Annotated in this window: 19 protein-coding genes; 2 read left to right on the top strand and 17 right to left on the bottom strand. The window is 71.1% G+C overall.

Annotated elements, in window-relative coordinates:
* Positions 1 to 56 precede the first annotated feature (56 nt).
* A complete protein-coding gene (locus OG746_RS44780) occupies positions 57 to 1,439 on the top strand; it encodes a sugar porter family MFS transporter (RefSeq protein ID WP_266725298.1) in 1,383 nt (460 codons plus the stop codon).
* A gap of 9 nt (positions 1,440 to 1,448) precedes the next feature.
* Here OG746_RS44780 and OG746_RS44775 read toward each other — a convergent pair whose 3' ends face one another.
* The 10 genes from OG746_RS44775 to OG746_RS44730 all read right to left on the bottom strand — a co-directional run bounded on the left by OG746_RS44775 (position 1,449) and on the right by OG746_RS44730 (position 15,822).
* Positions 1,449 to 2,624, bottom strand: coding sequence for a damage-control phosphatase ARMT1 family protein (locus tag OG746_RS44775; RefSeq protein WP_266725297.1), 1,176 nt, complete (start codon positions 2,622 to 2,624; stop codon positions 1,449 to 1,451).
* Positions 2,625 to 2,682: 58 nt separating this feature from the next.
* A complete protein-coding gene (locus tag OG746_RS44770) occupies positions 2,683 to 3,723 on the bottom strand; it encodes a LacI family DNA-binding transcriptional regulator (RefSeq protein WP_266725295.1) in 1,041 nt (346 codons plus the stop codon).
* Positions 3,724 to 3,752: 29 nt separating this feature from the next.
* On the bottom strand, positions 3,753 to 4,682 hold the full coding sequence (locus tag OG746_RS44765) for an ROK family protein (RefSeq protein WP_266725293.1): 930 nt from the start codon (positions 4,680 to 4,682) through the stop codon (positions 3,753 to 3,755).
* The gene (locus tag OG746_RS44760; protein ID WP_266725291.1) at positions 4,679 to 6,349 is read right to left on the bottom strand and encodes a DUF8485 domain-containing protein; all 1,671 of its coding nucleotides are present in this window, start codon (positions 6,347 to 6,349) and stop codon (positions 4,679 to 4,681) included. The genes OG746_RS44765 and OG746_RS44760 overlap by 4 nt, the downstream gene beginning before the upstream one ends.
* A gap of 48 nt (positions 6,350 to 6,397) precedes the next feature.
* The gene (locus OG746_RS44755; protein WP_266725289.1) at positions 6,398 to 9,568 is read right to left on the bottom strand and encodes a glycoside hydrolase family 38 N-terminal domain-containing protein; all 3,171 of its coding nucleotides are present in this window, start codon (positions 9,566 to 9,568) and stop codon (positions 6,398 to 6,400) included.
* 51 nt (positions 9,569 to 9,619) lie between these two features.
* A complete protein-coding gene (locus OG746_RS44750; protein ID WP_266725288.1) occupies positions 9,620 to 10,432 on the bottom strand; it encodes a carbohydrate ABC transporter permease in 813 nt (270 codons plus the stop codon).
* Between the two features lie 29 nt (positions 10,433 to 10,461).
* Positions 10,462 to 11,442 (bottom strand): carbohydrate ABC transporter permease, encoded by a 981-nt coding sequence (locus OG746_RS44745; protein WP_266725287.1) that lies wholly within the window; start codon positions 11,440 to 11,442, stop codon positions 10,462 to 10,464.
* The gene (locus tag OG746_RS44740; protein ID WP_266725285.1) at positions 11,439 to 12,770 is read right to left on the bottom strand and encodes an ABC transporter substrate-binding protein; all 1,332 of its coding nucleotides are present in this window, start codon (positions 12,768 to 12,770) and stop codon (positions 11,439 to 11,441) included. Before OG746_RS44740 ends, OG746_RS44745 begins: the two co-directional genes overlap by 4 nt.
* 346 nt (positions 12,771 to 13,116) lie before the next feature.
* Positions 13,117 to 14,625 carry an APC family permease gene (locus OG746_RS44735; protein WP_266725283.1) on the bottom strand — a complete coding sequence of 503 codons (1,509 nt, stop codon included), beginning with the start codon at positions 14,623 to 14,625 and terminating at the stop codon, positions 13,117 to 13,119.
* Between the two features lie 30 nt (positions 14,626 to 14,655).
* Positions 14,656 to 15,822, bottom strand: a complete 1,167-nt coding sequence (locus tag OG746_RS44730) for an aminotransferase class V-fold PLP-dependent enzyme (RefSeq protein WP_266725281.1) — start codon at positions 15,820 to 15,822, stop codon at positions 14,656 to 14,658.
* Positions 15,823 to 16,010: 188 nt separating this feature from the next.
* Between OG746_RS44730 and OG746_RS44725 the strand changes: the two genes are divergently transcribed.
* Positions 16,011 to 16,700 carry a FadR/GntR family transcriptional regulator gene (locus tag OG746_RS44725; RefSeq protein WP_266725279.1) on the top strand — a complete coding sequence of 230 codons (690 nt, stop codon included), beginning with the start codon at positions 16,011 to 16,013 and terminating at the stop codon, positions 16,698 to 16,700.
* On the opposite strand, the gene OG746_RS44720 is transcribed toward OG746_RS44725, so the two are convergent.
* From OG746_RS44720 to OG746_RS44690, 7 genes are all read right to left on the bottom strand, one after another.
* Entirely contained in the window at positions 16,645 to 17,787 is a 1,143-nt protein-coding gene (locus OG746_RS44720; protein WP_266725277.1) for an ABC transporter ATP-binding protein, read from the bottom strand. The genes OG746_RS44725 and OG746_RS44720 overlap by 56 nt on opposite strands.
* 16 nt (positions 17,788 to 17,803) lie before the next feature.
* Positions 17,804 to 19,495, bottom strand: coding sequence for an ABC transporter permease (locus OG746_RS44715; RefSeq protein WP_266725275.1), 1,692 nt, complete (start codon positions 19,493 to 19,495; stop codon positions 17,804 to 17,806).
* A gap of 21 nt (positions 19,496 to 19,516) precedes the next feature.
* A complete protein-coding gene (locus OG746_RS44710; RefSeq protein WP_266725273.1) occupies positions 19,517 to 20,521 on the bottom strand; it encodes an extracellular solute-binding protein in 1,005 nt (334 codons plus the stop codon).
* Positions 20,518 to 21,963: a CehA/McbA family metallohydrolase gene (locus tag OG746_RS44705; protein WP_266725271.1), complete on the bottom strand. Its 1,446-nt coding sequence runs from the start codon at positions 21,961 to 21,963 to the stop codon at positions 20,518 to 20,520. Before OG746_RS44705 ends, OG746_RS44710 begins: the two co-directional genes overlap by 4 nt.
* Positions 21,964 to 22,132: 169 nt before the next feature.
* Positions 22,133 to 22,441, bottom strand: coding sequence for a hypothetical protein (locus tag OG746_RS44700; RefSeq protein WP_266725269.1), 309 nt, complete (start codon positions 22,439 to 22,441; stop codon positions 22,133 to 22,135).
* 17 nt (positions 22,442 to 22,458) lie between these two features.
* Positions 22,459 to 23,898 (bottom strand): amino acid permease, encoded by a 1,440-nt coding sequence (locus OG746_RS44695; RefSeq protein ID WP_266725267.1) that lies wholly within the window; start codon positions 23,896 to 23,898, stop codon positions 22,459 to 22,461.
* 152 nt (positions 23,899 to 24,050) lie between these two features.
* A complete protein-coding gene (locus OG746_RS44690) occupies positions 24,051 to 25,451 on the bottom strand; it encodes an aspartate aminotransferase family protein (RefSeq protein ID WP_266725265.1) in 1,401 nt (466 codons plus the stop codon).
* Between the last annotated feature and the right edge of the window lie 10 nt (positions 25,452 to 25,461).

Genomic DNA, 25,461 nt, shown 5'->3' with positions numbered 1-25,461 from the left:
TTTTCGTCGGAGTGTTGACGCTAATGATGCGGAGCCGACCAGCAAGGGAGCTCGTCATGCCTGCCGTCACCAGGACCTCGGTGTCCGACGCACCGAGCGCGGACGTCCGTTCACGCCGCACGCTTCTGCTCTATCTCTGCGGCGCCTTCGGCGGCCTGCTGTCCGGGTACGACATGGGGATCGTGGCGGGTGCCCAGCTGTTCCTCACCCGCGACCTGGGCCTGAGCGCCTGGATGCAGGGCGCGTTCGTCAGCTCGCTGATGATCGGCGCCATCGCCGGCTGCTTCGCGGCGGGGCCCGCCACCGACCGCTGGGGGCGCCGCCCGGTCATGCTCTGCACGGCCGTCGTCTTCGGCGCGGGTGCGCTGGGCATGGCGGTGGCCACGGGGCCCTGGTCACTCATCGCGTTCCGGGTCATCACGGGTGTGGCCGTCGGCCTGTCCTCGTCCGTGATCCCCAGCTATCTCTCCGAGCTGGCCCCGACCGCCATCCGCGGCCGGGTGTCGACGCTCAACCAGATGATGATCGCGGTCGGCATCTTCGTGTCGTACCTCATCTCCTACCTGCTGTCCGACGCGGGCGCCTGGCGCTGGATGCTCGGGCTCGCGCTCGTCCCCGCCGCCGTGCTGTTCGCGGGGATGTGGACGCAGCCGGAGACCCCGCGCTGGCTCGTCGCGCACGGCCGCGAGGACGAGGCCCGCACGGTACTGCTGCGCCTGCGCACCGAGGAGGAGGCCGAGGTCGAGCTCGCGGACATCCGCGCCGCCGCGCACGGCGGGCACGAACGCCGGGGCCGTCTGCGGGAGTTGTTCGCCGACCGCCGGGTGCGGCGCGGTCTGTGCATCGCCGTCGCGATGGCGGTGATCCAGCAGATCATCGGCTCCAACACGATCGTCTTCTACGCGCCGACGATCCTGAAGGCGGCCGGTTTCGGGGACTCCGCGGCGCTGCTCAACAGCGTCGGGCTCGGCGTCCTCTCGATCGTCACGACCTTCGTGACCGGCCGGCTGGTGGACCGGGTCGGCCGTAAGCCGTTGCTGCTCACCGGGCTCGTCCTGATGGTCGTCAGCATGAGCACGCTGTGCGCGGTGTTCTCGCTCGGTCTGCTGCACCAGACGCTCGGCCAGGTCGCGGCCGTCGCGAGCCTCGCCGTCTTCAAGGTGGCGTACTCGTTGAGCTGGGCGCCGCTGCTGTGGGTGATGCTGCCGGAGCTGTTCCCGCTGCGGGTGCGCAGCGTCGGCGTGAGTGTCGGCTCGGGCACGAACTGGGCCGCCAACTTCGCCGTCTCGCTGGTCTTCCCGGTGCTGCTGACGGCCGGGGCGGGCATCGCCTTCGCGCTCTTCGCGGGGATCTGCGTCCTCGCGTTCGCGTTCACGGCGGTGTTCGTCCGGGAGACGGCGGGCCGGTCCCTGGAGACGCTGGAGCGGGCGGCGGCCTGACCCGTCACGTCACATGCGCGCCTGTACGAGCGCGTGGGCGCCGCTGACCCGCCACTTCTGGTGCGGTTCGGCGGCGTCCAGTGCGCCCCGGACGGACGCCTCCAGGCCGACGATCACGTCGCACTTGAGCGTGCGGAGCGCGACGACGGGGGTGGGCCAGTACGCGACGCGTTCGGCGAACGACGCCGTGGGCTCCCACAGTCGGTCCCCCACCAGGCGCCGGTAGTTGAGGTCTCCCTTGAGTACGGTGAGCGTCGTCGCCGCGAACTCGGCGCGCAGGTCGTCGGGCATGTCGGCGTACGGCAGCGGCGCGCAGGAGAAGGGGTGGGCGCGGACCTCGAGCCGCCCGTCCCCCATCGCCTCCCAGATCCGCCCGCCGGCCTCGGCCGCAGCACCGCCCGCCCGGGTAAGGCGTCGTACGCAGTCGACGACGTCGGCGGTCATGGCGTCGGACACGTAGTACGGGTACGGCTTGACCTGCACGATCACGCGTGCGGCGCGCCCGCTGTGCAGCAGGTGGTCGACGAGCAGCAGGTCGGCGAGGAGTTCGCGCCCGGCATTGTCCGCCACTAGGCTCACCGTGGCGCCACCGCCCTGCGGCAGTGCGGCCCAGAACGCGTCGGAGTCGTCGGCGACGAGTTGCGTGTCCGCGCCCGGTTCGTCGCCGTCGGCGGTGACGCGGAAGCCGAGGTCGGCGCGGTTGCCCCAGAGTGCCCCGAGGAGCAGCCCGCGCTCCCGCTCCGCCACGGACACCGAGGCCAGACGGTCGACCGCACCCAGCTCGGCGTCGGTCTCGGGGGTGTCGAGCTCGGCCTGCTTGAACGGCCGGAAGGGGTCGACGCCCCGCCAGGGGCCTTGCGTGAAGTAACCGACGGCGTCGAGCAGTTGGCGGTAGAAGTAGCTCTCCGCCCACAGGAAAGGCGCGTCGAACCACGACTCCCCGAACCATTCGCTCCCCCACGCGTCCCAGCGCTCCCGGTCGGGCGCCCCGTCACCCAGCGACTCGATCACACCGTCCGCCGTGTTCCGCAGGAGGGCGTCGAGGGCACGGTGCTGCTCGGGTCCGTACGGGAACGCGGCGCGCACCTTCTCGATGAGCGCGGGGTGCCGCTCGACGAGGACGCCCCGGGCGAAGGAGCCGGGGACGTTGCCGTGGATGACGGGGGCGGTCGAGGTGTCGGACATCGGTGGCGGGCTCCTCCGAGGTGGGGCGGGCTATTTAGCCCCTGCGGGCCTTCCGACCCTAGCCGTAGTGGACGAGGGTCGTGGGCACCACGGCGCGCCGTGCGGCGGCCGGAGTGCCGGCCTGTCCGCCGCCCGCAGCCGCGCGCTCGCCGAGCCGCGAGACGAGCAACCGGCCCGCCTCCTTGCCGAGTTCGTCGCTGTCGTACGCGGCGATGGTCAGCGGCAGGCCGAGGACGTCGGCGAGTTCGAAGTCGTCGAAACCCGCGAGCGCGGTGGGGGCTCCGGCGGCCCTGATGGCGCGGAAGGCGCCGATGGTGTTGCGGTTGTTGGAGCAGAACAGCGCGGTCGGTGGCTCGGGAAGGGCCAGCAGCTCGGCGGCGGCGCGTGTCGCCTCGACCGTCTGCTGCTGTCCGAGGCGTACGTGGTCCGGCTCCCGCTCGATGCCCGCCTCGGCGAGGGCGTCGGTGAAGCCGCGTAGGCGTTCCGTGCCCGTGTAGACGGCGGGCGGCGAGCCGAGGAAGCCGATGCGGCGGTGTCCGGCGTCGAGGAGTGTCCGGGTGGCGGACCGGGCTCCGCCGTGGTCGTCGACGAGGACACAGTCGGCGTCGAAGCCGTTCGGGGGGCGGCTCGCGACGACGACGGGCACGCCGCCGGCCGCGGCCGCGGCGAGGTGGCGCTGGTCGTCGTCGGCGGGCACGACGATGATGCCGTCGACACGGCGGGCGACCAGGTCCTCGACGAGGCCGCGTTCGCTGTCGAGGTCGTGTCCCGTGTTGCCGATGACGGTCTTCAGGCCGTGCCCGCCGACGACGGCGTCGACGCCGAGGGCGAGCCGGGAGTAGAAGGGGTTGGCGAGGTTGGTGACGACGAGTCCGACGAGTCCGGTACCGCTGCCCAGGCGCAGGCTGCGCGCCATCTCGTTGCGCCGGTAGCCGAGTTCGGCCGCCGCGGCACGGACCCGCTCCGCGGTGGCGGGCAGCACCTTGGGGTCGTCGCGCAGCACGCGCGAGACCGTCATGGCGCTGACCCGCGCCCGCTGCGCGACGTCCCGCACCGTCGGATGCGGGTCCTTGGCGGCGCCGGCGCCGGACGTGCCCAATGTCTCCCCCTTGCCGGTCCTGGTGGCCGCTACCGACCCGACCCTGTGCGGTTCGTGTCCCGGGCGGCGACCGCGCGCGCCGCGCCCAGCAGCGCCGCGTCGCCGGCGAGGACGGCGGGGCGCATCGCACGAGTATGCCGCGTCGGAGGCCGACCGCTCACGTCGGCCGCCTCGGGTGGCCAGCCTCCCTTGGCGAGCCCGGTGTGCAGCGCCGGTGCGACGAGGTCCCAGGAGCGTGCCATCGAGCCGCCGACGACGAGTGCGGTCGCCTCGAACGCGGCGAGGCGCGGGCCGAGGACGGCGCCGAGTGTCCCGAACGCCTCGTCCAGGACACGGCGGGCAAGTCGCTCCCCGGCGCGGGCCCGTTCGGCGATGTCGCGCACGTCGACGCCCTCCTCGCCGTACCGGGCGACGAGGGCGCGGCGGGACACGGACTCCTCCAGTGGTCTGCCGTCGACGGTCGTCAGGTCCATGCGGCCCTCGGGCGGAACTCCGGGGCCCCGGTCGAGGATGCGGCCGTCGCCGAGAAAGGCGGAGCCGACTCCCGTGCCGAGGGTGATGCCCACGACGCGGGTGTGCCCGGTGGCGGCTCCGGCTGCGCACTCCCCCAGCAGGAACGCGTGCGCGTCGTTGAGGAAGACCATTCCGCCCGGCCGCTTGGCCATGCCGTCGAGCAGCGCGGCGCGTACGTCCACCCCGTAGAGCGCCTCGAACTTGCCGACGCCCGCGAAGAGTCCGATGCCGCGCGCGTAGTCGAAGGGTCCGGGCAGGGCCACGCCCCAGGTGGTTCCCGCGGGGGTGTCCAGCGCGTCGGCGCAGCGGCACACCGCGCCGAGGATGGCCTCGGCGCGGGCGCCCGGGTCGAGCGGCCGGTGGGTGCGCCGCTCGACCCTGCCGTCGGCCGGGTCGACGAGGCCCGCGGTGACATGGGTGCCGCCGACCTCGATGACCGGGATCACCGGACGAGCGCCTTCACGACCCGTACTGGGCCTCCGTCGGCCGCGCGCAGCCGGTACCGGCCGACGGCCGCGGGCACGGTGAGTGTCTCCGCGTAGGACAACGCGTGGGTGTCACCTGCCTCGGTGTGCAGGGTGACACCGTCGCCGTCCACCACGTTCAGTACGTGGAAGCGCCCTGCGGTGTCGTCCTGGGCCTCGGCGCCCGCGTCGAGCGCGTACCTCCTCACCTCGTAGAACATTTCGTCGAGCGCGCCGATGACCTCCTCGCGCCAGCCGTCCCCCTCGCGCAGGGTGCGCGGTCGCTGTACGAGGTCGCGGGCGACGGCCTCGCCGCGCCGTGTGGTGTCCAGGTTGGCGAAGCCGTGCTCGTACGGCAGGGGGCGGGGGTTGCCGTCGGCGTCGGGCCTGAGCCAGTCGTAGAAGCGCAGGCTGTACAGGTACGGGGTGGCGCTGATCTCCAGGACCAGATTGCCGGCGCCACTGGCGTGCGGGGTGCCGGCCGGGATGAGGAACAGCTGCCCCTGTTCGGCGGGGAAGGCGTGGACGTGGTCCTCGACCTCCATGGGTGTGCCCTGGGCCGCTGCCGCCTCGACCTGCTTGCGGAAGGCGTCGACGTCGGTGTCCTCGCGCAGGCCGAGGAAGACCTTGGTGTCGGGGCTGCCGATGGACATGTAGTACGTCTCGTGCTGGGTGTAGGACCAGCCGAACTTCGCGCGCATGTACGTCTCTTGGGGGTGGCAGTGCAGCGAGAGGTTGCCGCCCCCGACGGTGTCGAGGTAGTCGAAGCGGATGGGGAACGAGGTGCCGAAGCGGGCGTGTGGCTCCTCGCCGAGGACGCTGTCCGGCTCCAGTGCGCACATCAGCTGGAACGGCACCTCGACCTGCGCCTCGGGGCCGGTTCCGACGAGGATGCCCGCCTCGGGTGCGATGAGTTCGTAGCCGAGCGCAGTGTTGCGGGATCCGGGGTTGAAGCCGAGCTCGTTCTGCGCCCAATGCCCGCCCCAGGGCGTCGAGTTGAAGAAGGGGCGGGTGCGCACCGGTTGGCGGGCCAGGGCGGCGCAGGTGGCGCGCAGGCCGGGGCCGTCGAGCCAGGTCGGGTTGCCGGGGTCCTGGAGGTCGAGCCAGCCGTCGATGCGGGGGGCGAGGGTGTCGCGGTGCCGGTCGAGCATGGGCCAGTCGGTGTAGAACAGCCGCCGCGGGTCCGGCTTCTCGCCCGGGAGGCCGAGGTTCGTGCCCGGGGTGCCCGCGACCGTGGCCGCTTCCGCGTGCCGCTTGGGTACGTCGGCGTACCAGAGCAGGTCGCGTGCGACGAGGGCGGCGCCCGGCCCGTACACGACGAGGAGTCCCTCGGCGGGGGTCTCGGGTGTGGGCACCGTGTCGAAGAGGTCGTCGAGCGGGTTCTCGGCGAGGTTGCGGAAGTAGGGGTCGTCCGCGCCCTCCGGGTGGCCGACGCGGGCGCGGATTTCGGCGGGTGGCGCGTAGTGGTCCCGTACGTCGAGCAGTGTCGCGCCCGACAGGTGTGCGGCGAGCGCGTCCCAGTCGACGGACGGCGGCCCGTCGATCGCCAATACCGCCGGTGCTGACGGGAGTTGAGCCGCCACCTGCTCCCAGCCGGCGGCGAGGACGGCGTCGGGAGCGGGGGCGTAACGCGGGTCGTGCCGGTACACAGAGTCTCCTTTACGCAGAGGTGCGCCGTGTCGGCGTCACCAACGCCGTCAACGTCGGAAGAGCACCGCGATGGTGCCGAAGGCGGGGACGTCAACGGTGACCTCGCCGTCCTCCAGGGAGAGTTCGTCTCCTGCCCGGCCGTGATAGTCCGCGATCCGCGCCGACGCGACGGGGAAGAGCGCGCGCACCGGGCAGGCCACGGGTTCCTCGGCGAAGGACTGGAGGCGCAGCAGCACGGCTCCTTCGGCGTCCGGTGTGGTGGCGCCGACGAGTCGTACGCGCGGGTCGCCGACGCTCGCGAAGGCCAACCGGTCGGCCGCGTCCGCGCTGACGGCGCCGCGGGCCCGCACCGCGTGCAGCGGACGCGAGGTGCCGGCGGCGGTGCGCGGGCCGAGTCCCGCGATGTCGGCGCCGGTGGCGCAGGAGAGCGAGTACCGGAAGGTGAACTCGAAGGCCTGCTCGCTGGGGAAGTTGGTGTCCCACAGGTTGTTGTGGATCCACGAGTAGACGGTGGCGGGCTCGTCGTGGTTCATCGTCTTCGGGAACGGTGCGTACGGCAGCGCGATGTTGCCGAACTGGACGAGCGGCGCGTCCTGCGTCGCCCAGCCGACGGCGAGGCCGTCTTCCTGGAGCGTGATCCAGCGGCGCACGGCCCGCATGTGCAGGGCGGAGCCGGGAACCACGGGGAGGTCGGTGCCGGTCGCGCCGCCCGAGGCCTCCATCCGCACGGTGGGTGTCTCGAAGGTGAAGGGGAACGCGAAGTAGGCGCTCTCCTTGCCGAGGGTGGCGTCCTTGTCGACCTGGTTCTCGATGTCGAGGCGGCCGATGCCGTGCGGCAGGGTGAGCGTGGTGCGCACGCGGTTGGCGCCCGGCGGGCGGGTCTCGTACGTGAGGGTCTCGGCGGTGGCCGTGGAGCGGCGGGCGATGAGCGCGGCGGGCGGCGCGACGGAGCGCTTGCCGAGGTGTTCCAGGCGGTCCGAGGCGGTGGTGCGGCTGGAGTTGTGGTTGAAGCCTCCGGACGTGGTGTAGCTGTCGTGGATGTAGGCGTTGAAGCCGGTGATGGCGTCGGCTCGGACGAGTTCGCGGCCGGTCGCCCTGTCGACGACGGAGGCGATGCAGGCGCGGGCCAGGTCGACGCGGACGGTGAGGTGTTCGTTCTCCAGAAGCAGTGGGTCGGTGTGGGCGTGGGCCGCTGCGGCGGTGTCGGCCGGGTTCTCGCGCTCGCTGCCGCCGGTGGGGTTCCAGCCGGTGGCGGTCTTGACGGCGGTCGTCTCCTGCGCGGCGCTGCCCGCGGTGTCGGCGGCGCGGATGTCTACGCGTACGGAGCCGGCGGCCGGTACGTCGTCGACGCGGACGAGGAGGAAGCGGCCCGCGTCGCGGTGCTCCTCGTTGACCTGCGGCCGCTCCTCGTGGGTCAACTCGGCGCCGGTGCGGGCGTCGTGGACGGTCACGGCCTGTTCGAGCGGGACGCTGGATTCCGGCAGGAAGAGCTCGGCGACCTCGGTGCGCGGCCAGGAGCAGGTGTTCACCACGTGGTACGCGGCCGGGGTGTCGGCGGGCCGGGCGAGGCGCTGGCCGAGGCGGGCGTTCGCACGGTTGAGGAGGGACTGACCGTCGTCGCGGGCGCGCACGGCCTGGCCGTACTTCCAGTGCCACTGCTGCTCGCCGGAGTGACTGTGGTCGTGGCCGTGGGTCCAGGGGTCACCCGCGCCCCAGGTGTGTTCGTCGAAGAGGGACACCGCTTCGTACACACCCGCCGAGTCACGTGTGTCGTCGGCCGCCCCTTCCGCGCCGAGCACGCCCGCGAACGTGCCGAGGGTCTGCGCGTCGGCGACGACGGACTGGGCGGTGCGGGCCATCGACAGCGGGTGGGCGCCGGAGCCGACGCCGTCGACCCACCAGTCGGTCCAGTCGCCCTCGAAGGTCTGGATCTTGTCGCCGAGCCGGTTCTCGGCGTCGGTGAAGAAGTCCTCGTTGCGGGACAGGCGCAGCTGCGGGTAGGCCCAGGTCTCGTTCCAGCGGCGCACGGTGTCGGCGATGATGCGGCGCGGCGGCGCGTTGTCGCCGAACTTGCCCTGGACGCGCAGGTGCAGGACGTCCCATGGGTACGGCTCGCGCTTGATCTCCCGCTCGTCCATGGCCCAGCCGAAGACGCCACCGCGGTACGGGTAGGGGTTGCTGGCGAGGGAGGTCAGGTAGGCGGGCAGCAGATCGTCGACGGAGGAGTAGTCGGTGTCGAAGCCGAGCAGCGGCCCCTCCATGTACGCGAGGCCGTGCGGGGTGTCGGTCATCCAGACGAGCACGCTGTTGCCGCTGGGCGCCTGCCAGCGGAACAGCCGCGGCAGCTTCTCCCCGCCGACCAGGTGGGGCACGGAGCGTCCGGCCCAATTGTGCGCCACCGAAAGGTACTTGACTCCCGCGGCGCTCAGCGCGTCGACCATGCCGACGACATGGCCGGGTACGTCGGTCTGCATCGCCGAGGTGAAGTCGACGCCGTGCTCGTCCCGCACCTGGTGGGCGAGGCGCAGCAGTTCGTGCAGCTCGTCGGTGGAGCAGGTCTCGCTGTGCAGGTTGAACGGCAGCGCGGTCAGCTCGATGCGGCCCTCCTGGACGCGGCGTACGAACTCCTTGACCTGCTCGGCCGGGCGGGCGTCGGCCCACTGTTGGAACGACAGCAACGACTCGACACACCAACGGAACTGGGACTCGGGCTCCCAGTCGTCGGTGGCCTGCGTCAGCTCCAGGCAGGAGTCGAGGAACGAGAGGTGTTCGGCGAGGACGCGGCCCTGCGGGTCGGTGTAGCCGATGTCGAGGTGCGAGTGGTGGACGAGGTGGATGGTCCACTCGCGCTGCGGGGTGAGGGTGACGTCGATGCCGTCGCCGCCCGCCCCGGCCACGGTGACGCGCTGCGCGGTATCGACGGCGGGCAGCAGCAGGCGCACCGAGCCGTTCGGCCCGGCGATGCGCTCGGCGGGCAGCGGCGCCCCGGACTCGGTGCGCACGGCGAGTTCGGCGGGGACGGCACCCCCGTTCACCGCCTCCACGCGCAGCGACTGCAGCAGTCCGCCGTCCTCCGCGCGGCGCATCAGTGGCTCGACGGTGAGCCGCAACGGGCTGCCGGACAGGCTGCCTTCGGCGCTCACGACGGAGCCGCGCAGGCTCTCCCGGATGCGGTCGTTGTCCCAGTCGGTGGTGCGGACGAGGGCCCGTGTGGTCATGCGGACTTCTCCAACTCTGGCGGTGGGGACGGAGATCGAGGGGCGGACGGCTCAGCGGGTGGCGGCGGTGACACCGCGCAGGAACAGGCCGCGGAACGTCAGGAAGACGACGAGGGTGGGCAGGGAGACGATCAGCGCGCCGGCCAGGATGACGGGCGGGCCTGACGAGGCGTAGGCGTTGTTGAGGCTGGTGAGGGCGGCCATCACCGGCTGGACGTCGGGGCTGCGACTGAGCGTGATGCCGAACAGCAGGTCGTTCCAGACGGCGGTGAACTGGAAGATGAACGCCGCCGCGAGGCTGGAGCCCATCAGCGGCACATGGATGCGCCAGAAGATCCGCCGGAACGAGGCACCGTCGATCATCGCGGCCTCGGTGATCTCGGGCGGCATCGTGGTCATCTGGTTGCGGATGAGGAAGAAGGCGAAGGGGATCGACCATGCCACGTAGATGAGCATGAGGCCGAGCCGGGTGTCGTAGAGGTTGCCGTCGGCGTACATGCCGAACAGCGGGGCGAGGAACATCTGCAGGGGGAAGAGGGTCCCCGAGTAGATGAGCCAGAACCAGAACGCGGGCCTCGGAATGGGCAGCACCACCACGGCGAACGCGGCCATGGCGGCGACGAGCACGGCGGCCGCGCCGCACACCACCGCGTACATCAGGGAGCCGAGGAAGCTCTCGCCGATGCCCGCCTCGTTCCAGGCGGTCACGAGGTTGTCCCACAGCGCGAAGCCGTTCGGCGCCCAGTCCGCGTTGCCGCTGTACGAGCCGACGGGTGTCAGCGCGTTCACGACCAGCAGGTACAGCGGGACCAGCCAGAGCACCACGCAGCCGGCGACGAAGAGATTGCGGAAGGTCTTTCCCACGGGTGTCACTCCTTGTCGGACGGCTCGGGTCAGCGCGGGGACGTCTCGGGAAGCTGCCTGCGCAGATACAGCCACGAGGAGGCGACGACGATGACGGACAGGACGAGGGCGATCGCGGAGCCGTAGCCGATGTGGAAGAGCCGGAACGCCTCGCGGTACATGGTCAGTGCGAGGGTCTCGGAGGAGCGGGCGGGGCCGCCCTGGGTGAGGACCCAGATCATGTCGAAGGCCTTGAGGCTGTTGACGATGGCCATGCCGACCACCACCACGGTCACGGACCGCAGTTGGGGCAGCGTGATGTGCCGGAACATCCGCCAGCCCCGCGCCCCGTCCAGCTCGGCGGCCTCGATGGTCTCGCGCGGGATGGCGCGCAGGCCGATGGCGAAGAGGACCACGTTGAGCCCAGTGGCCTGCCAGGTGCTGGCCACGATCATGGAGAGGGTGTTCTGCGGCCACTCCAGGAGCCATGGCTGGGCGAGGGAGCCGAGGCCGATGGCGTCGAGGACCTGGTTGAGGGAGCCCTCCGAGGTGAGGATGAACTTCCACAGCACGGCGGTCGCGGCGCCCGAGACCGCGTACGGCAGCACGATGACGGACTGTGCGATCAGCCCGAAGCGCATCCGGTGTGTGGCCACGGCGATGGCGAGGCCCGCGAGGACCGGGAGCAGCAGGGTGCCCACCACCCACATCAGGGTGTTGAGCAGCGAGCGGCCGAAGATGGGGTCGTCGGCGAGCCGCGTGAAGTTGTCGAGTCCCGTGTAGTGGCTGGTGAAGCCGTTGTCCTCGAAGAAACTGCCGTAGATGCTGCGCAGGAACGGGTACACGAGGAGCACACCCACGAACAGCAGGGCGGGCAGCGCCCACGGGACGCCGGAGAGCGGGCCACCGAGTCGGCCCGCACCCTTCCGTCCGCCACCCGCCTGGTGGGGTGTGCGGGTGGGGATCCGGCGCCGGGGCGGTGTCACCTTGGCGGCTTCGACGGGTGCGGTCGTACGCACGGTCTCGGTCATGCCTTCTCCGCCTCCCGCCACACCGGCCATGCCTCGTCGGCGCGGCCCTGCATCGTGCGCAGCACCGACCGGTACGAGGACGGGTCGATCAGGGCGGCGGCGAGGTCGTCGACGGTCGACTCGACGAGTTCGGGCGGGCCCAGCTCCCAGAAGCGGTTGAACTTGCGGGCCTTCGTCTCGCGCACGGTCCGGGTGACACCGTCGATCATCACGTTCGCGGGCGGGACGGCCGGGTTGGGGCAGCCGTCCTGCAGGGCGTGCGAGAAGGCCTTCATGACCCGGGGGTGTGTCCACGCGCCCGCCGCCCGCAACGCCTCCGCGCGGTCGGGTCCGCGGACCGTGCACACCAGGGCGCTGGTCTCGAAGACCACGGCGGGGCGGACGCGGGTGTTCTGCATCGGCAGCACGAACGCGTCGACGTTCTTGCCGGGCTTGCCGCCGACCCCGGCGAAGGTCCCGCCGAGCCAGGACCCGCAGGCCACCATGCCGACCTTGCCGTGCACCACACGCGCGGCGGCCATGGAGTGGTCCATGTCCAGTGACGTGAACCAGTCCTTGTCGGCGAAGGACGCGATGGTGCGCATGGCCTGTTGGGCGGGCTCGTCGGTGTAGCGGGCGCGGCCGTTCATCAGGTCGTCGTAGAACTGCGGGTTCTGCCGGGTGAGGATCTCCTGGAACCAGATGAACGCGGGCCACCGGCCGGCCGTCGTCGCGTGCAGCGGCGTGATGCCCGCGCGCTTGAGGCGGTCGGCGGTGTGCAGGAAGTCGTCCCAGGTCTCCGGCTTCTTCAGGCCGTTGGCCCGGAAGACCTCCGGGTTGTAGAAGAAGACGTAGTAGGCGAGGTTCATCGGCAGCCCGTAGACACGGCCGCGGTAACTGAGCGCGGAGCGCAGCGCCGGGTCGGCCCAGCCCTTGCGGACGGCGCCCGCCCAGTGGTCCGACAGGTCTTCGATGCCGCCGGTGCGGGCGAGGTCCTGGAGCCGGTAGCCGGACCAGTACTTGAGCATGTCCGGTGTCTTGTTGGTGCGCAGCGAGGACTTGACGACCTGCTCGAAGGACTCCAGGGACGGAATGACCTCGGGCACGAGCCCGATGCCGTCGACCTTGCGCATCGCCTCCCCCGCCGCCTTGATCGGCGGCGCCCACGTCTGGTTGTCCCCGTGCAGGGCCACTTCGCCGGGAGGCTGCCCGGCGGCGGTGCCGCACGCCGAGAGGAGCGGCGCCGACGCGGTGGCCACGGCACCGGCGGCAGCCGCCCGCAGCAGGGCGCGTCTGCCGGGCCTTGCGGCCGGAAGAGCTGGACCGACGGACGGCTGACGGCCTGTCATGGGGCGGCTCCCTCAGGCGGACTCAAGATCGTGTTATCGATAACACGCGATGCCGGGAGCATGGCGTGTGCACGAGCGGGGCGTCAATGGGCGCGTCAGGGCGAATCTTTGGGTGGGGGTGTGACGTGGTGTTCCCGCGGAAAGTGACGGGGTGTCGGCGGCGGGGGCGGGTGGTGGTGCCACGCACAGCGATGAGGTGTCGGCGGCGGTGACGACGTGGTGTCTCCACGCACAGCGACGAGGTGTCGGCGGCCGTAGCGAGCGGCCACACACGAGAGCCGGACACGCCGCGCGAGGAACGGGCGGCATGTCCGGCTCTGGTGGCGGACGGCGGCTACGGCTACGGCTACGTGCGCAGGGTCTCCTCGGGCTCCGGGGACCGCGTCACCGCCGCCTCGTCCGACAACTCCCCCGAGGCGACACGGCTGTTGCGGCGCCCCCACACCCCGTAGATCACCAGGCCCACCGCCATCCACGCCAGGAACCGCACCCAGGTGATCAGCGGCAGGCTGCCGACGAGGACCACGCACAGGAGCAGTGCCACGACGGGGACGACCGGAACCCACGGCGTACGGAAGCCGCGCGGCAGGTCGGGGCGGGTGCGGCGCAGGTACATCACGCCGACGCAGACGACCACGAACGACGTCAGCATGCCGATGTTGCCGAGTTCGGCGAGGTCCTGGATGGGCAGGACCGCCGTCATGAAGGCGACCATCAGGCCCAGCGTCCACGTGATGCGGCGCGGGCTGCGCGTGGCCGGGTGGACGTGGGAGAACCACTCGGGCAGCAGCCGGTCGCGGCTCATCGCGAGGAAGACCCGGCTCTGCCCGAGCAGCATGATCATGACGACGGTGGTGAGCCCGCAGATGGCGCCGATGCCGACGACCCGCACCGCCCAGTCCGCGCCGACGGAGGCGAGAGCGGCGGTCACCGGGGCGCCCGTGTTCAGGTGCGGGTACGCGCGCATGCCGGTGATGACGAGGGCCACCGCGACATACAGGGTGGCGCACACCGCCACGGTCGCCATCAGCGCGATGGGGAGCGTGCGTTGGGGCCGCTTGGCCTCCTCCGCGTTGCTGGCCATGATGTCGAAACCGGAGTACGCGCCGAAGACGATCGCCCCGCCGGTGAGGATGCCCGCGAAGCCGAACGTGGCGTTGGTGCTGATGCCCGCCCAGCCCAGCAGCGGCTGCTCCCAGAAGTCGCCGTCACCGCCCGGCGGACGCGAATCGGGGATGAACGGCGACCAGTTGGCGACATCGATGTGGAACACGCCGACACACAGGAACACGACGATCGCGACGAGCTTGACCAGCGTCATGACCGTGTTCACGCGGGCGGTCGTGCGCACGCCGGAGGCCAGGATCGCGGTGAGGACGAGGATGATCAGAACGGCCGGCACGTTGACCACCGCGTCGGGCCCGACGATCGACGACGGCAGGTGCACACCGAACGTGGCGAGGAAGTCGGCGACGTACTGCGCCCACCCACTGGCCACCGCCCCCGCGCCCATCGTCATGTCGAGGATCAGGTCCCAGCCGATCAGCCACGCCACCAGCTCGCCGAGCGAGACGTACGCGAAGGTGTACGCGCTGCCCGCGACCGGCACGGTGGAGGCGAACTCCATGTAGCAGAGCGCCACCAGGGCGGAGGCGAGTGCGCCGAGCAGATAGGACAGGGCGATGGCGGGACCCGCATAGTTGGCGGCCGCGGTGCCGGTGAGCACGAAGATGCCCGCGCCGATCGTGACTCCGATGCCCATCATGGTGAGCTGGAGCGGCCCCAGAGTGCGGGTGAGCCGGGTCGTGGGACGTTCGGCGTCCCGCAGGGTCGCCTCGATGGATTTGGTGCGCACGCTGACTGGCCCTTCGGGAGCGGACGTGGGTTACGAGGCAGTCGCGGCCAGTGCCGCCGGCAGCTGGTCGGCCAGGTACGCGTAGTCCTTGCGGTCGTTGTAGAGGTGTGCGGACAGGCGGAGGAAGCCGCGGCCGTTCCACGTCGTGACGGCCGTCTCGCAGCCGATCGTGTCGGCGAGGTGGCGTCCCAGCGCGTGCGCGGCGTCCTGGTCCGACGCCGCCCCCTCTGGCAGCGGCACGAGGCGCATGGCCGGGGCGGGGCTGCCGCCGACCGGGGCGAGCTCCACGCCCAGGGCGTCCGCGAGCAACTGCTGGGCCTCCCCCGCCAGTTCGGCCATGTCCCGGCGCGCGGCGTCCCAGCCGAACCGCTCCTCGATGAAGTCCAGGGAGCGCGGCGCCGCGAGCCAGGGGGTGAGGTCCACCGTGCCCTGCTGGTCGAAGCGCTCGGGGAACGGGTAGGGGGCGCCCCAGGAGTCGGTCAACGGGTGCAGGCGCTGCGCCCGGTCGCCGCGCGACACGAGGGCGGCCGTGCCGCGGGGCGCGCAGGGCCACTTGTGCAGGTTGCCCACCCAGAAGTCGGCCTCGCCCGCGTCGGCGAGGGGGTCGGCGAGCATGCCCGGCGCGTGCGCCCCGTCGACGAGCACGAGGGCTCCTGCCGCGTGGGCGTGCGCGACGATGTCGGCGACAGGGAAGAGGCGGGCGGTGGCCGAGGTGATCTGGTCGACGACCACGAGGGAGATCGGCGCGCCGGTGTCACCGAGGGCATCGGCGAAGAGCGCGTCGATCTGCGCGGGTGTCGCGTCGAGCGGGATGTGCAGGGTCCGTACGTGCGCGCCCGCGCGCTCGGCGGCCCGTGTCACTCCCATGGTGACGGCGCCGTACGAGTGGTCCGTGAGCAACACCTCGCTGCCGGGCGGCAGTTCGAGCGAGCTCAAGACCGTACTGATCCCGGCGCTGGCGTTGGGCACGAGCGCGAGGGTGTCCGGGGCGACGCGCAGGTACCGGGCGATGTCGGTGCGGGCCCGCGCCACGCGCTCCGGGAGTCCGCGGAACCAGCGGCACGGGTTGGTCTCCATCTCCGTGCGCAGCGCTTGCAGCTCGTCGAGGGTGACACGGGGCACGGCGCCGAAAGAGCCGTGGTTGAGGTGGCGTACGTCGGGGTCGAGCGCCCAGGCGTCGAGGGGGTGGGAAGGCATGTCACTCCGCGAGTCATCCGATGACTGTGTCCGGTCGGGTCGTACTCGCAGGACCGTAGGCGGTAAATTGCTCGCTGAACAGGGGTGGTTGGGAATCCTGAAATCTTCCTCACAACCACCTGCCAGATTCATCGGATGACTCCTCGGACGACACGAGGACAAGACGCGAGGACAAAGGGGGCAGGACGATGACGGCCACCGACACGGCGGCAGCGGGACTGCGGGCGATGATCGCGAGCGGTGAACTGGCTGCGGGCGCGCAGCTGCCGCCGGAGCCCGACCTGTGCGCCCGGCTCGGGGTGTCACGCGGTTCGCTGCGCGAGGCGGTGCGCTCGCTCGCGGCGCTCGGGATGCTCGAACCCCGGCACGGCGCGGGCACGTTCGTCTCCGCGCTGCGTCCGGCGCACATGCTGGCGGGCTTCGCCGCGATGGTCGACGTACTCCCCCTCGACGGCATCCTGGAACTCTTCGACACCCGGCGCGCCGTGGAGTGCCAGGCGGCCGCGCTGGCGGCGGCCCGCGCCGACGGGAAGGTGATCGCGCGGCTGCGGGAGCTGCAGGCGCGCCTGAGCGCGACCGAGGACGAGCAGGAACTCCACGACCTGGACCACGAGTTCCACACCACGATCTGCGCCGCCTCCGGCAACGAGACCCTGGCCGCGCTCGCCGGCGTCCTGCGCTCCCGGGGCCGCCACTACAACGTGTACGGCTCCGCGCAGGGCACGGCGGTCCGCGCCGCGAGCGACCAGGGCCACGAGGCGCTCATCGACGCGCTGGCCGCCCACGACCCCACCGCGGCGGCAGCGGCGGCGGGCGCGCACCTCACCCGGACGGAGAGGTGGCTGCGGCAGCTGCGCCCTGCGCCGGAACCGGGCTGACGGAGCGGTCGAGCGGGACGAGGCAGCCCCCGAGCGCGCGGATTCCGACCGTGTCCCCGGGGCGGGCCGTCAGCGGCGCGCGATGGGCGACCAGGCAGCGGGTGCCGTCGGCGAGACGGACCGAGCTGGTGCGGCCCCTGCCGTGGTACGTGGTGCGCTCGAGGGTGCCCTCCCAGTGGCACTCGGCGTGCCCGGGCTCGACCACGGTCAGGTCCTCCGGGCGCAGGGCCAGTTGGCAGGGCGCGTCATCGAGACCGCCTGCGCGCTCCGCGATCTCGGCGAGCGGCCGGGCGGACGGCAGGTCGGGTACGAAGCCCGTCGGTGTGCGCCGTCCCGCGATCAGCGTGACCTGGCCGACGAAGGACGCCACGAAGGAGGTCGCGGGACGCTCGTAGATGTCGGAGGGCGAACCGACCTGTTCGATGCGGCCGTTGTTCATGACCGCGACGACGTCGGACATCTCCAGCGCCTCCTCCTGGTCATGGGTGACGTAGACGGCGGTGATCCCGGCCTCGCGTTGCAGGGTGAGCAGTTCGTGGCGCATGTCGACGCGCATCTTCGCGTCGAGGTTGGACAGCGGCTCGTCGAGCAGCAGGACGGTCGGGCGCAGCGCCAACGCCCGTGCCATCGCCACGCGTTGCTGCTGGCCGCCGGAGAGCTGGCCGGGGAAGGCGTCGGCGCGCTGGGCGAGGCCGACCTGGTCGAGGGTCGCGTGCACACGGCGGGCGATCTCGGCCTTGGCCAGCTTGCGGAGCTTCAGGCCGTACGCGACGTTCTCGCTCACCCTCATCTGCGGCCACAGCGCGTAGTTCTGGAACACGAATCCGACGTCGCGCTTCCAGGGCGGGACGGTCGCCACGTCGCGGTCCCCGAAGCTCACCGAACCGCTGGTCGCCGTCTCGAACCCGGCGAGGATGCGCAGCAGCGTGGTCTTCCCGCAGCCGGAGGGCCCGAGCAGGGTGGTGAAAGATCCTGCGGGGACGGACAGGTCGATGCCGTCCAGCGCCAGGTGCTTGGGGAACTGCTTGCGGACACCGGAGATGGTGACGCCCACGGAGGCGACGGAAGCGGGCAGGTCTGTGGCCATGTTGGGTGGAGTCCCGTCACGAGGTTCTGAGGTCGGAGAAGCGGCGCCGGACGAAGTACAGGGGCACGTAGACGCTGACCATCAGGACGACGGTCATCGCGGAGGCGACACCGAACGGGCTGCCGGGCTGCACCGCGTTATTGAAGATCACGACGGTCATCGTGACGAAGGGGACCGCGTAGACCATGATCGTGGCGCTCAGTTCGGTGATCATCTGGAGGAAGGCGACGGTGCCGCCGGAGACCACGGCCGGCCGGATCGCGGGGAGCGTCGCCTGCCGGAACGCCCGCAGGGGCTTGGCGCCGACACTGATCGCGGCTTCTTCGAGGGCCGGGTGCACCTGGGTCATGGCGGCCTCGACGGACTTCATGAAGTACGGCAGGCGTCGGGTCAGATAGGCGAGCACGATGATGGTCGCCGTCCCGGTGAGGATGAGCGGCGCGCTGTTGAAGCTGAGGATGAGGCCGATGGCGAGGACGGTGCCCGGCAGGATGTACGGGATCATCACCATGATGTTGAGCGCCGGGGCGAGGACCCGGTAGCGGCGGCGCACCGTGATGTAGGCGGTGAGGACGCCGACGAGGATGCACAGCACGCAGCCGATGCCGGCGAGGACGAAGCTGGTGAGGATGGTGCCCAGGTCCTCGGCGAACAGCTGCCGGTAGTTGGCGAGGGTGGGCGTCCAGGTCAGGATGCCGGTCTGCCAGGTCAGGAAGCTGGTCCCGATGACGACGAGGTGGGGCACGAAGGAGACGAAGAAGATCAGGCAGAGCCAGCCGGTCATGAGGTACTTCTGGGCCCGGCCGACCGGCTGCAGCGGCCGGGTGCGCACGCCCACGGAGGCGTAGGTCCTGCGCCGCAGTGCCCACTGCTGCACGGCGAGGGTGGCTCCGGCGACCGTGAGCATGACGAGGCTCGCGGAGGAGGCGAGGGCGGGGTTGGTGCTGACCTCGCTCAGGAACTCGTTGTAGACCTGCACCGGGAGCATGCGGTAGCCGCCGCCGATGATGAGCGGGGTGCCGAAGTCCGCGAAGATCTTCATCGCGGCCGTGTAGAAGCCGGTGACGAGGGCCGGAACGGAGAGCGGCAGGACGATGCGCAGCCGGGTGCGCCACGGGTTGCTGCCCACGCTCGCGGCGGCCTCGTCGAGGCTCGGGTCGATGGACCGGAAGGTGTCGTAGGCGATCAGGAACGTCATCGACTGGGTGGCCCAGATGGTCACCCAGATGATGCCGCCCGGCCCGATGATGGTGTCGAACGGCAGCGGGACGACATCGGTGAGGATGCCGCCGCGCCCCAGCAGCATGACCCAGGCGTAGGCGCCGAGGAACGGCGGCGAGACGGTCGCCATCGTCGCGAGGGTGAGGAAGAGGCTGCGCCGCGGCAGGTCGTACTGGGCGAGCAGATACGCCGCCGGGATTCCCACCAGGCAGGACAGCAGCCCGGCGACGAGGGACACCAGCACCGAGTGCCACAGGGCCTCGGTGAAGCGGGCGGTGGTGAAGAACTCCCCGAAGTGCGCGAGGGTCGCCCCGCCGTGGCCGTCACTGAACGCCGCTGTGACGATGCGCAGTTGGGGCAGCACGACGATGGCGAGCAGCAGCAAGGTGAGCAGTACGGCGATGAGGACCCAGATGCCGGGCCGTCTGCGGGGCCGCCGGGCAGCGGTTACCGTCTTCGCCTCGGGCGGGGTGTCGGTCGTGGTCATGTGACGTTCCGGGGCCCGCCGCTACTTGGCGCCCGACGCGGCGTCGAACGTGTCGAGTACCTTCGGCTGTTCGCTCACGAACTCCTCGGGCGACTTGGCCAGATGGAGGCTCTTGCCCTCGGCGAGTCCGGCGGGCGCGGGCAGGTCGGTGCGGGCCGAGCGGCGCCCGACAGCGTCACTCATGACCTGCTGTCCCTTGGCGGACATGAGGTAGTCGACGAAGGTCTTCGCGTTCGCGGTGTGGGGCGCGTCCTTGATGACGGCCGCGGCGCCGATCTGGTTGGAGACCACGTCGGTCGGATAGACCAGCTTGAGCGGCGCCTTGGCCTTCACCCAGGCATTTCCCAGGTCCTCATTGATGAAGGCCACCGGGAACTCGCCATTGCGTACGCCCTTGAACATGGCGTCACTGCTGTCGGTGACCTTGGCGTTGGGGAGGAACCTGTCGACGTAGTCCCAGCCGTACTTGCTCACCATGGCAGCGAGAACCGAGTAACCGGTCCCGGAGGAACGGGGGTTGGCGAAGCCGATGCCGCCCTCCTTCTTCCACTTCGGGTCGGCGAGGTCCTTCATCGTCCTCGGGTAGTCGGCCGGGTTCTTGACGCGGTCGGTGTTGACCGCGATGGCCTGGTAGAGCAGATCGGTGGCGTGCCACTGGTGCTTGGGGTCGGTGGCCACCATGTGCTTGTCCTGGCCGAGTTCGGCCGGTGCCCAGATCCCCTTGCCCGCGACGGCCTTGTAGTTCTCGATGGAGCCGCCCCACGCGACGTCACCGAGGGGGTTGGCCTTCTCTCCCTGGATACGGCTCATCAGGGGGCCGGTGCCGGAGATCGCGGTGAGCGTCACCTTGATGTCCGGGTGGGCCTTCTCGAAGGCCTTCACGATGGGGGCCGTCACCTCGGGCCCGGAGGAGGTGTAGACGACAAGTCCCTTGCTGTCACCGGACTTCTGCCCGCCGACGACGGAACTGCATGCGGTGAGGGCGAGCGCGGTGACGGCGAGGACACAGACACGTACGGATCTCATGCGGAGTGCCTTTCTGCTTCCCGCCGGGTCGTGGCGGCGACCCACACGGGGTTGGAGACGGCGAGCGAGGAGGCGTGCGAGCGATTGCACGAGGCCCAGAAGTAGGGGTCGTCGCTGGAGGCGTGCAGCTCGGCGCGGTAGTGGCCGGGGAGCGGGCGCGGGTCGCTCACACGGATGCGCGCGGGCCCTCCGGCCTCCACCGGTTCCATGTGCCAGAGCAGCCCGCCCCGCAGGATGAACAGGACGGCGGGCCGCGACGTGTCGACCTCTACGTCGAGATGGACGGCCCCGCCCGGTGACACGGCCACGGTCCCACCCATCGTGCACTCGCCGGAGTCGCTACGGGCGGACAACCGCAGCTCGGCCCCGCGGGACACGTACGCCTCGCCCGCCCGCAGCGCGCCGAGGATGCCCTCGCGACTGCGCTCCGCCCGTACGACGGTGGTGACTTGGCCGAGCCGGTGTTCGGGTTTCTGGGGGTGGTGGCAGTCGGTGCCGGCGACGCCGGTGATGCGATGCCCAGCGGCGAGCAGCCGGTCCCACAGGCCGACGGCCGCGTCGTTGTTGGCACCCTGGCCGAAGTTGTCGATCTCCAAGAGATCGACGTCGTCCCAGGTGTGGTCGTCCCTGCGCCACGCCTGACGGCCGCTGAACGGGTGGTTGACACCCACGAGCCCGTCCTGGGCGTGCACCTCGCGGGCGGCGTCGGCGAAGTCCCAGCCCTCGGCGTCGACGTAGGTGCCGGGCCACCGGGACAGGCCGTGCAGATTGGCGTGGCCGAAGTGCGAGGTCAGCTCGATGGACCGCAGGAGTACGAGCCCGTCGGCGGCCCCCTGCTCCTCCAGGCGCGCGAGTTCCGCCCAGTGACTCGACGTGAAGTGGTCACTGACGGCAAGGAAGTCGAGCCCGGCGGCGCGGGCGGCGTCCAGCAGGGCGGGGAGGTCGGCGGAGCCGTCGCTGTGGAGGGAGTGCGAGTGGAGCTCGCCGCGCAGCCAGGTGGCGGGCGCCTGCGATGCCGGGGCCACGCGTTCACCTCGCGTACGCCTGACAGGTGTGACGGCGGCGGCATCCGCATCGTCCACATACACCCGCAGCTCGTAGCTCCCGCCCTGCGTGAACCGGTCGAGGTCGATGCGGATGGTCCACTCCCCGGCGGGCAGCGGCCCCGCGTGACACCCGAGGTCGGCGTGCTCCTCCCCCACCTCGAAGGACAACCGGCGGGGCCCGGGGTCACCGGGGCACTGCACGTGGCCGCGGAGGAACCCGTCGGGGTCGAGGGCGGCCGCGTAGAGCTGGAAGCAGTCGGTGACCTTCTCGAAGTCCAACTCGACGCGGAGCGTGCCGGCGCCCTCCGGGAGGGCGAGGACACGGTCCAGATACTGCTCCGTGATCGACGCGGGGTCGATGGTGCGGGTCTCCCGCAGAACACGGCGGCTGCTCACCCGGCCTCCTTGAAGTGCCACCATGAGCGCCGCCGGCCCCGGCGATCACCCGGGCCGCGCAGACTCGCTCACCAACTTGCAAGAACGTGCGCATAGTTGAGCACGCTTCTTCGCGGCGCGCCAGCGAGTGAGCAGAATTGTTCGGCGGGCCGGGCGGTGCGGTCCGCCGTCACGCCCAGGCCGCGGCCTCCCGGATTCGCGGCTCGAACTCCCGGCGGACGTACGCGTCGAACGGTGCCGTCAGCGCGCCGTCGATGACCTGTCGGATTCCGTGCTGTGCCGCGAACTCCTTGAGCGTCACGCGGGATTCGGGCCCCACTCCCCCGCCGATGATCAGGACACCGAACTCCTCGGTCTCAAGGAGGTCTCGGGCCTCGTCGTCCGTGCTCACCCCCTCCGCGTCGAAACCGTCCGCGTGGAGCGTGGACAGCACTTCCGTCACCCTCGCGGGCGTCCTTCCCAGCACAAGTGTCTTCATGGGGCGAACCTAGAAGCTCAATCGGACTTGAGGTCAAGCCCTGCCGCCGCCTGTGCGCGGCGGCGTCTGCGGAGGGCGGCGTAGGAGGCCAGGACAACCACGACCGTGAGCAGGCTTGCGGCGAAGTCCGCGCGGGTTGCCGGGAGGATCGCCATCGCGGCGATGACCACGACCATCGCGCCGATCGTGAACCAGCTCAGGTACGGGTAGCCCCACATCTTGAGGGTGAGGGAGTCGGGGTCCTCGCGTTCCAGACGCTTGCGCAGGCGGAGTTGGGAGAGGGCGACCAGGAGGTAGACGAAGAGGGCGACGGCTCCGTAGGAGTGCACGATGAAGGAGAACACCGTGTCCGGGGACACGTAGGCGAAGACCACGGCCACGTAGCCGAGGACCGTCGCGAGGAGGATGGCTCGGCGTGGGACTCCGCTGCGGCTGAGTTTTGTGAGGCCGCGTGGTGCCTCGCCCTCCCGCGTCAGGGCGAAGACGATCCGGGACGCCGAGTACAGGCCCGCGTTGAGCGAGGAGAGGACTGCGATCAGGATCAGGATGCGCATCATGGTGTCGGCGCCGGGGATGCCGATCTCCTGCAGCGCCGCGATGTACGGGCCGCCGTTCAGCTTGTCCGAGCTCCACGGGACGATCGCGACGACCAGGAAGATCGAGCCCACGTAGAAGAGCAGGACGCGCACGACGACGGAGCGGGTCGCCCGCGCGACGTTGCGGCCGGGTTCGGCGGATTCCGCGGCCGCGAGCGCGGCGATCTCCGCGCCGGTGAAGAAGCCGACCGCCGGGATGATCGATGTGAGGACCGGCCCCACCCCCATCGGCAGGAAGCCGCCGTGTGCGGTGAGGTTGTCGACGCCGCCTGCGTCGTGGGCTCCCGGCCATAGGCCGACCACGAAGACGAGGCCGACGACGAGGAACACCGTGATCGCGGCCACCTTGATCGACGAGAACCAGTACTCGAACTCGCCGAAGGTCTTCACCGACAGCATGTTGACCGCCGTCAGGATCAGCATCAGGGCGAGGCTGATCGTCCAGAGCGGGAGGCCGGGGAGCCAGGCGCGGACGAGTTCGGCGCCGGCGACCGCTTCGAGGGCCACCACGTTGACCCAGAAGTACCAGTACAGCCAGCCGATGGTGAAGCTGCCCAGCGGGCCGAGGGCCAGGCGCGCGTAGGCGTGGAAGGAGCCGACGGCCGGGCGTGCCACCGCCATTTCGCCGAGCATCCGCATCACGAGGATGACCAGGCCGCCGGCGAGCGCGAAGGAGATCACGGCGGCGGGTCCGGTGTCCTGGATGACGACGCGGCTGCCGACGAAGAGTCCGGCGCCGATGACACCGCCGATCGCGATCAGGGTCATGTGGCGCTGTTTGAGGGCGCTGCGCAGACCTGGGCCGCCGGAGGGCTCGGTCGTGCCGTCGTCCCGCAGGGATCTGTCGCTGGTGTCCGTCACGTCCGCCTCTTCTCCGTCGGTCTGGCGTGGGCCTGTCCGGCGGCGCCGGCACATGATGATCATGTGGCGGTGCCGCCGGACAGTTTCAGCACGCCCTCGGGTCTGCCGGGCGCGTTCAACGAACCGTTCACACGGTCGAAACGAACGACGTCTCAGGCCACGGCGCGGGCGACCGAAGCCACCATCTCGTCGACGCCTTCCAGCAGCTCGCCGAGTACCGCCCGGTCCGCGACCAGCGGCGGAGCCACCATCAGCATCGTCGCGCCGCGGTCGTCGGGCCGCAGGATCACGCCGGTGCGGCGCATCGCGTCCGGCAGCACCTCGCGCAGGATCCGCGTCGACTGCTCCTCGGTCAGCTCCCGGCCGCTTTCCCGGTCGGCCGTGAATTCGACCGCGTAGAAGAAGCCGGTGCCGCGGACGTCGGCGACGACCGGGTGGCGTGCCGCGACCTCGTCGAGTCCGGCCCGCAGGACCGGGCCGAGGTCCCGCACGTTGCCGGGGATGTCCTCGTCCCGCATCGCGCCGATGTTGGCGACCGCGACGGCCGTGGACACCGGGTGCCCACCCCAGGTCGCGCCGTGGGTAAAGGTGCCGCCGAGCGGCGAGTCGTACAGTCCGCGCACCAGGGGCTCGCGGACGATGGCGCCGCCGAGCGGGGCGTAGCCCGAGGTGGCTCCCTTGGCGAAGGTGATCAGGTCGGGGACGACGCCCTCGGCCGCGCTGCCGAACCAGTGGCCGAGCCGGCCGAAGGAGCAGATGACCTCGTCGGCGACGAGCAGGATGCCGTGCTCGTCGCAGATGCGGCGCAGTTCGCGCCAGTAGCCGTCCGGGGGGACCAGGGCGCCGCGGCCGTTCTGCACGGGTTCGGCGAAGACCGCGGCGACCGTCTCCGGGCCCTCCTCGGCGATGGCCCGCTCTATCGCGCGGACGCAGTCGAGTTCCGCTGCTGGTCCGCAATCGCCGGTGAATCCAAGGGTGTTGGGGACGTGACGGATGCCCGGGAGCAGCGGCCCGAAGGGTTCCCTGATCTTGGGGAGGCCGGTGACGGACAGGGCGCCCAGGGTGACACCGTGGTAGGCCATCGACCGGCTGATGATCTTCGTACGTTCAGGCTGTCCCTGCGAACGGTGGTACTGGCGTGCGAACTTGATCGCCGTCTCGACCGCCTCCGAACCGGAGTTGACGAAGTACGTCACGTCCAGGTCGCCCGGCGCGAGTTCGGCGACCAGGCTCGCCGCCTCGATGGCGGGCGGGTGGGCCGCGCCCCAGTTGGTGGAGTACGCGAGGGTCTCCATCTGCTTGGCGCCCGCGGCCACCACATCGGCGCGGCCGTGGCCGATGTTCACGCAGAACAGTCCGGAGAGGCCGTCGAGGTGGCGCCTGCCCTCGTCGTCGTAGAGGTGGCAGCCGTCGCCGCGGACGTAGACCGGCGGCGGGTTGTCGTACCAGCTGTCCTTGCGGGTGAAGTGCGGGCCGAGGTGACGCTGGGCCTTGGCACGCAGGGTGGGGTCCTGGGGCACGGTGCGCTCCTTCGCGGTCACGTTCACGTTCATGTCACGTTCG

This window comes from Streptomyces sp. NBC_01016 (assembly GCF_026341035.1).
Taxonomy (GTDB): domain Bacteria; phylum Actinomycetota; class Actinomycetes; order Streptomycetales; family Streptomycetaceae; genus Streptomyces.
This window is presented reverse-complemented; position numbering and strand designations above follow the sequence as displayed.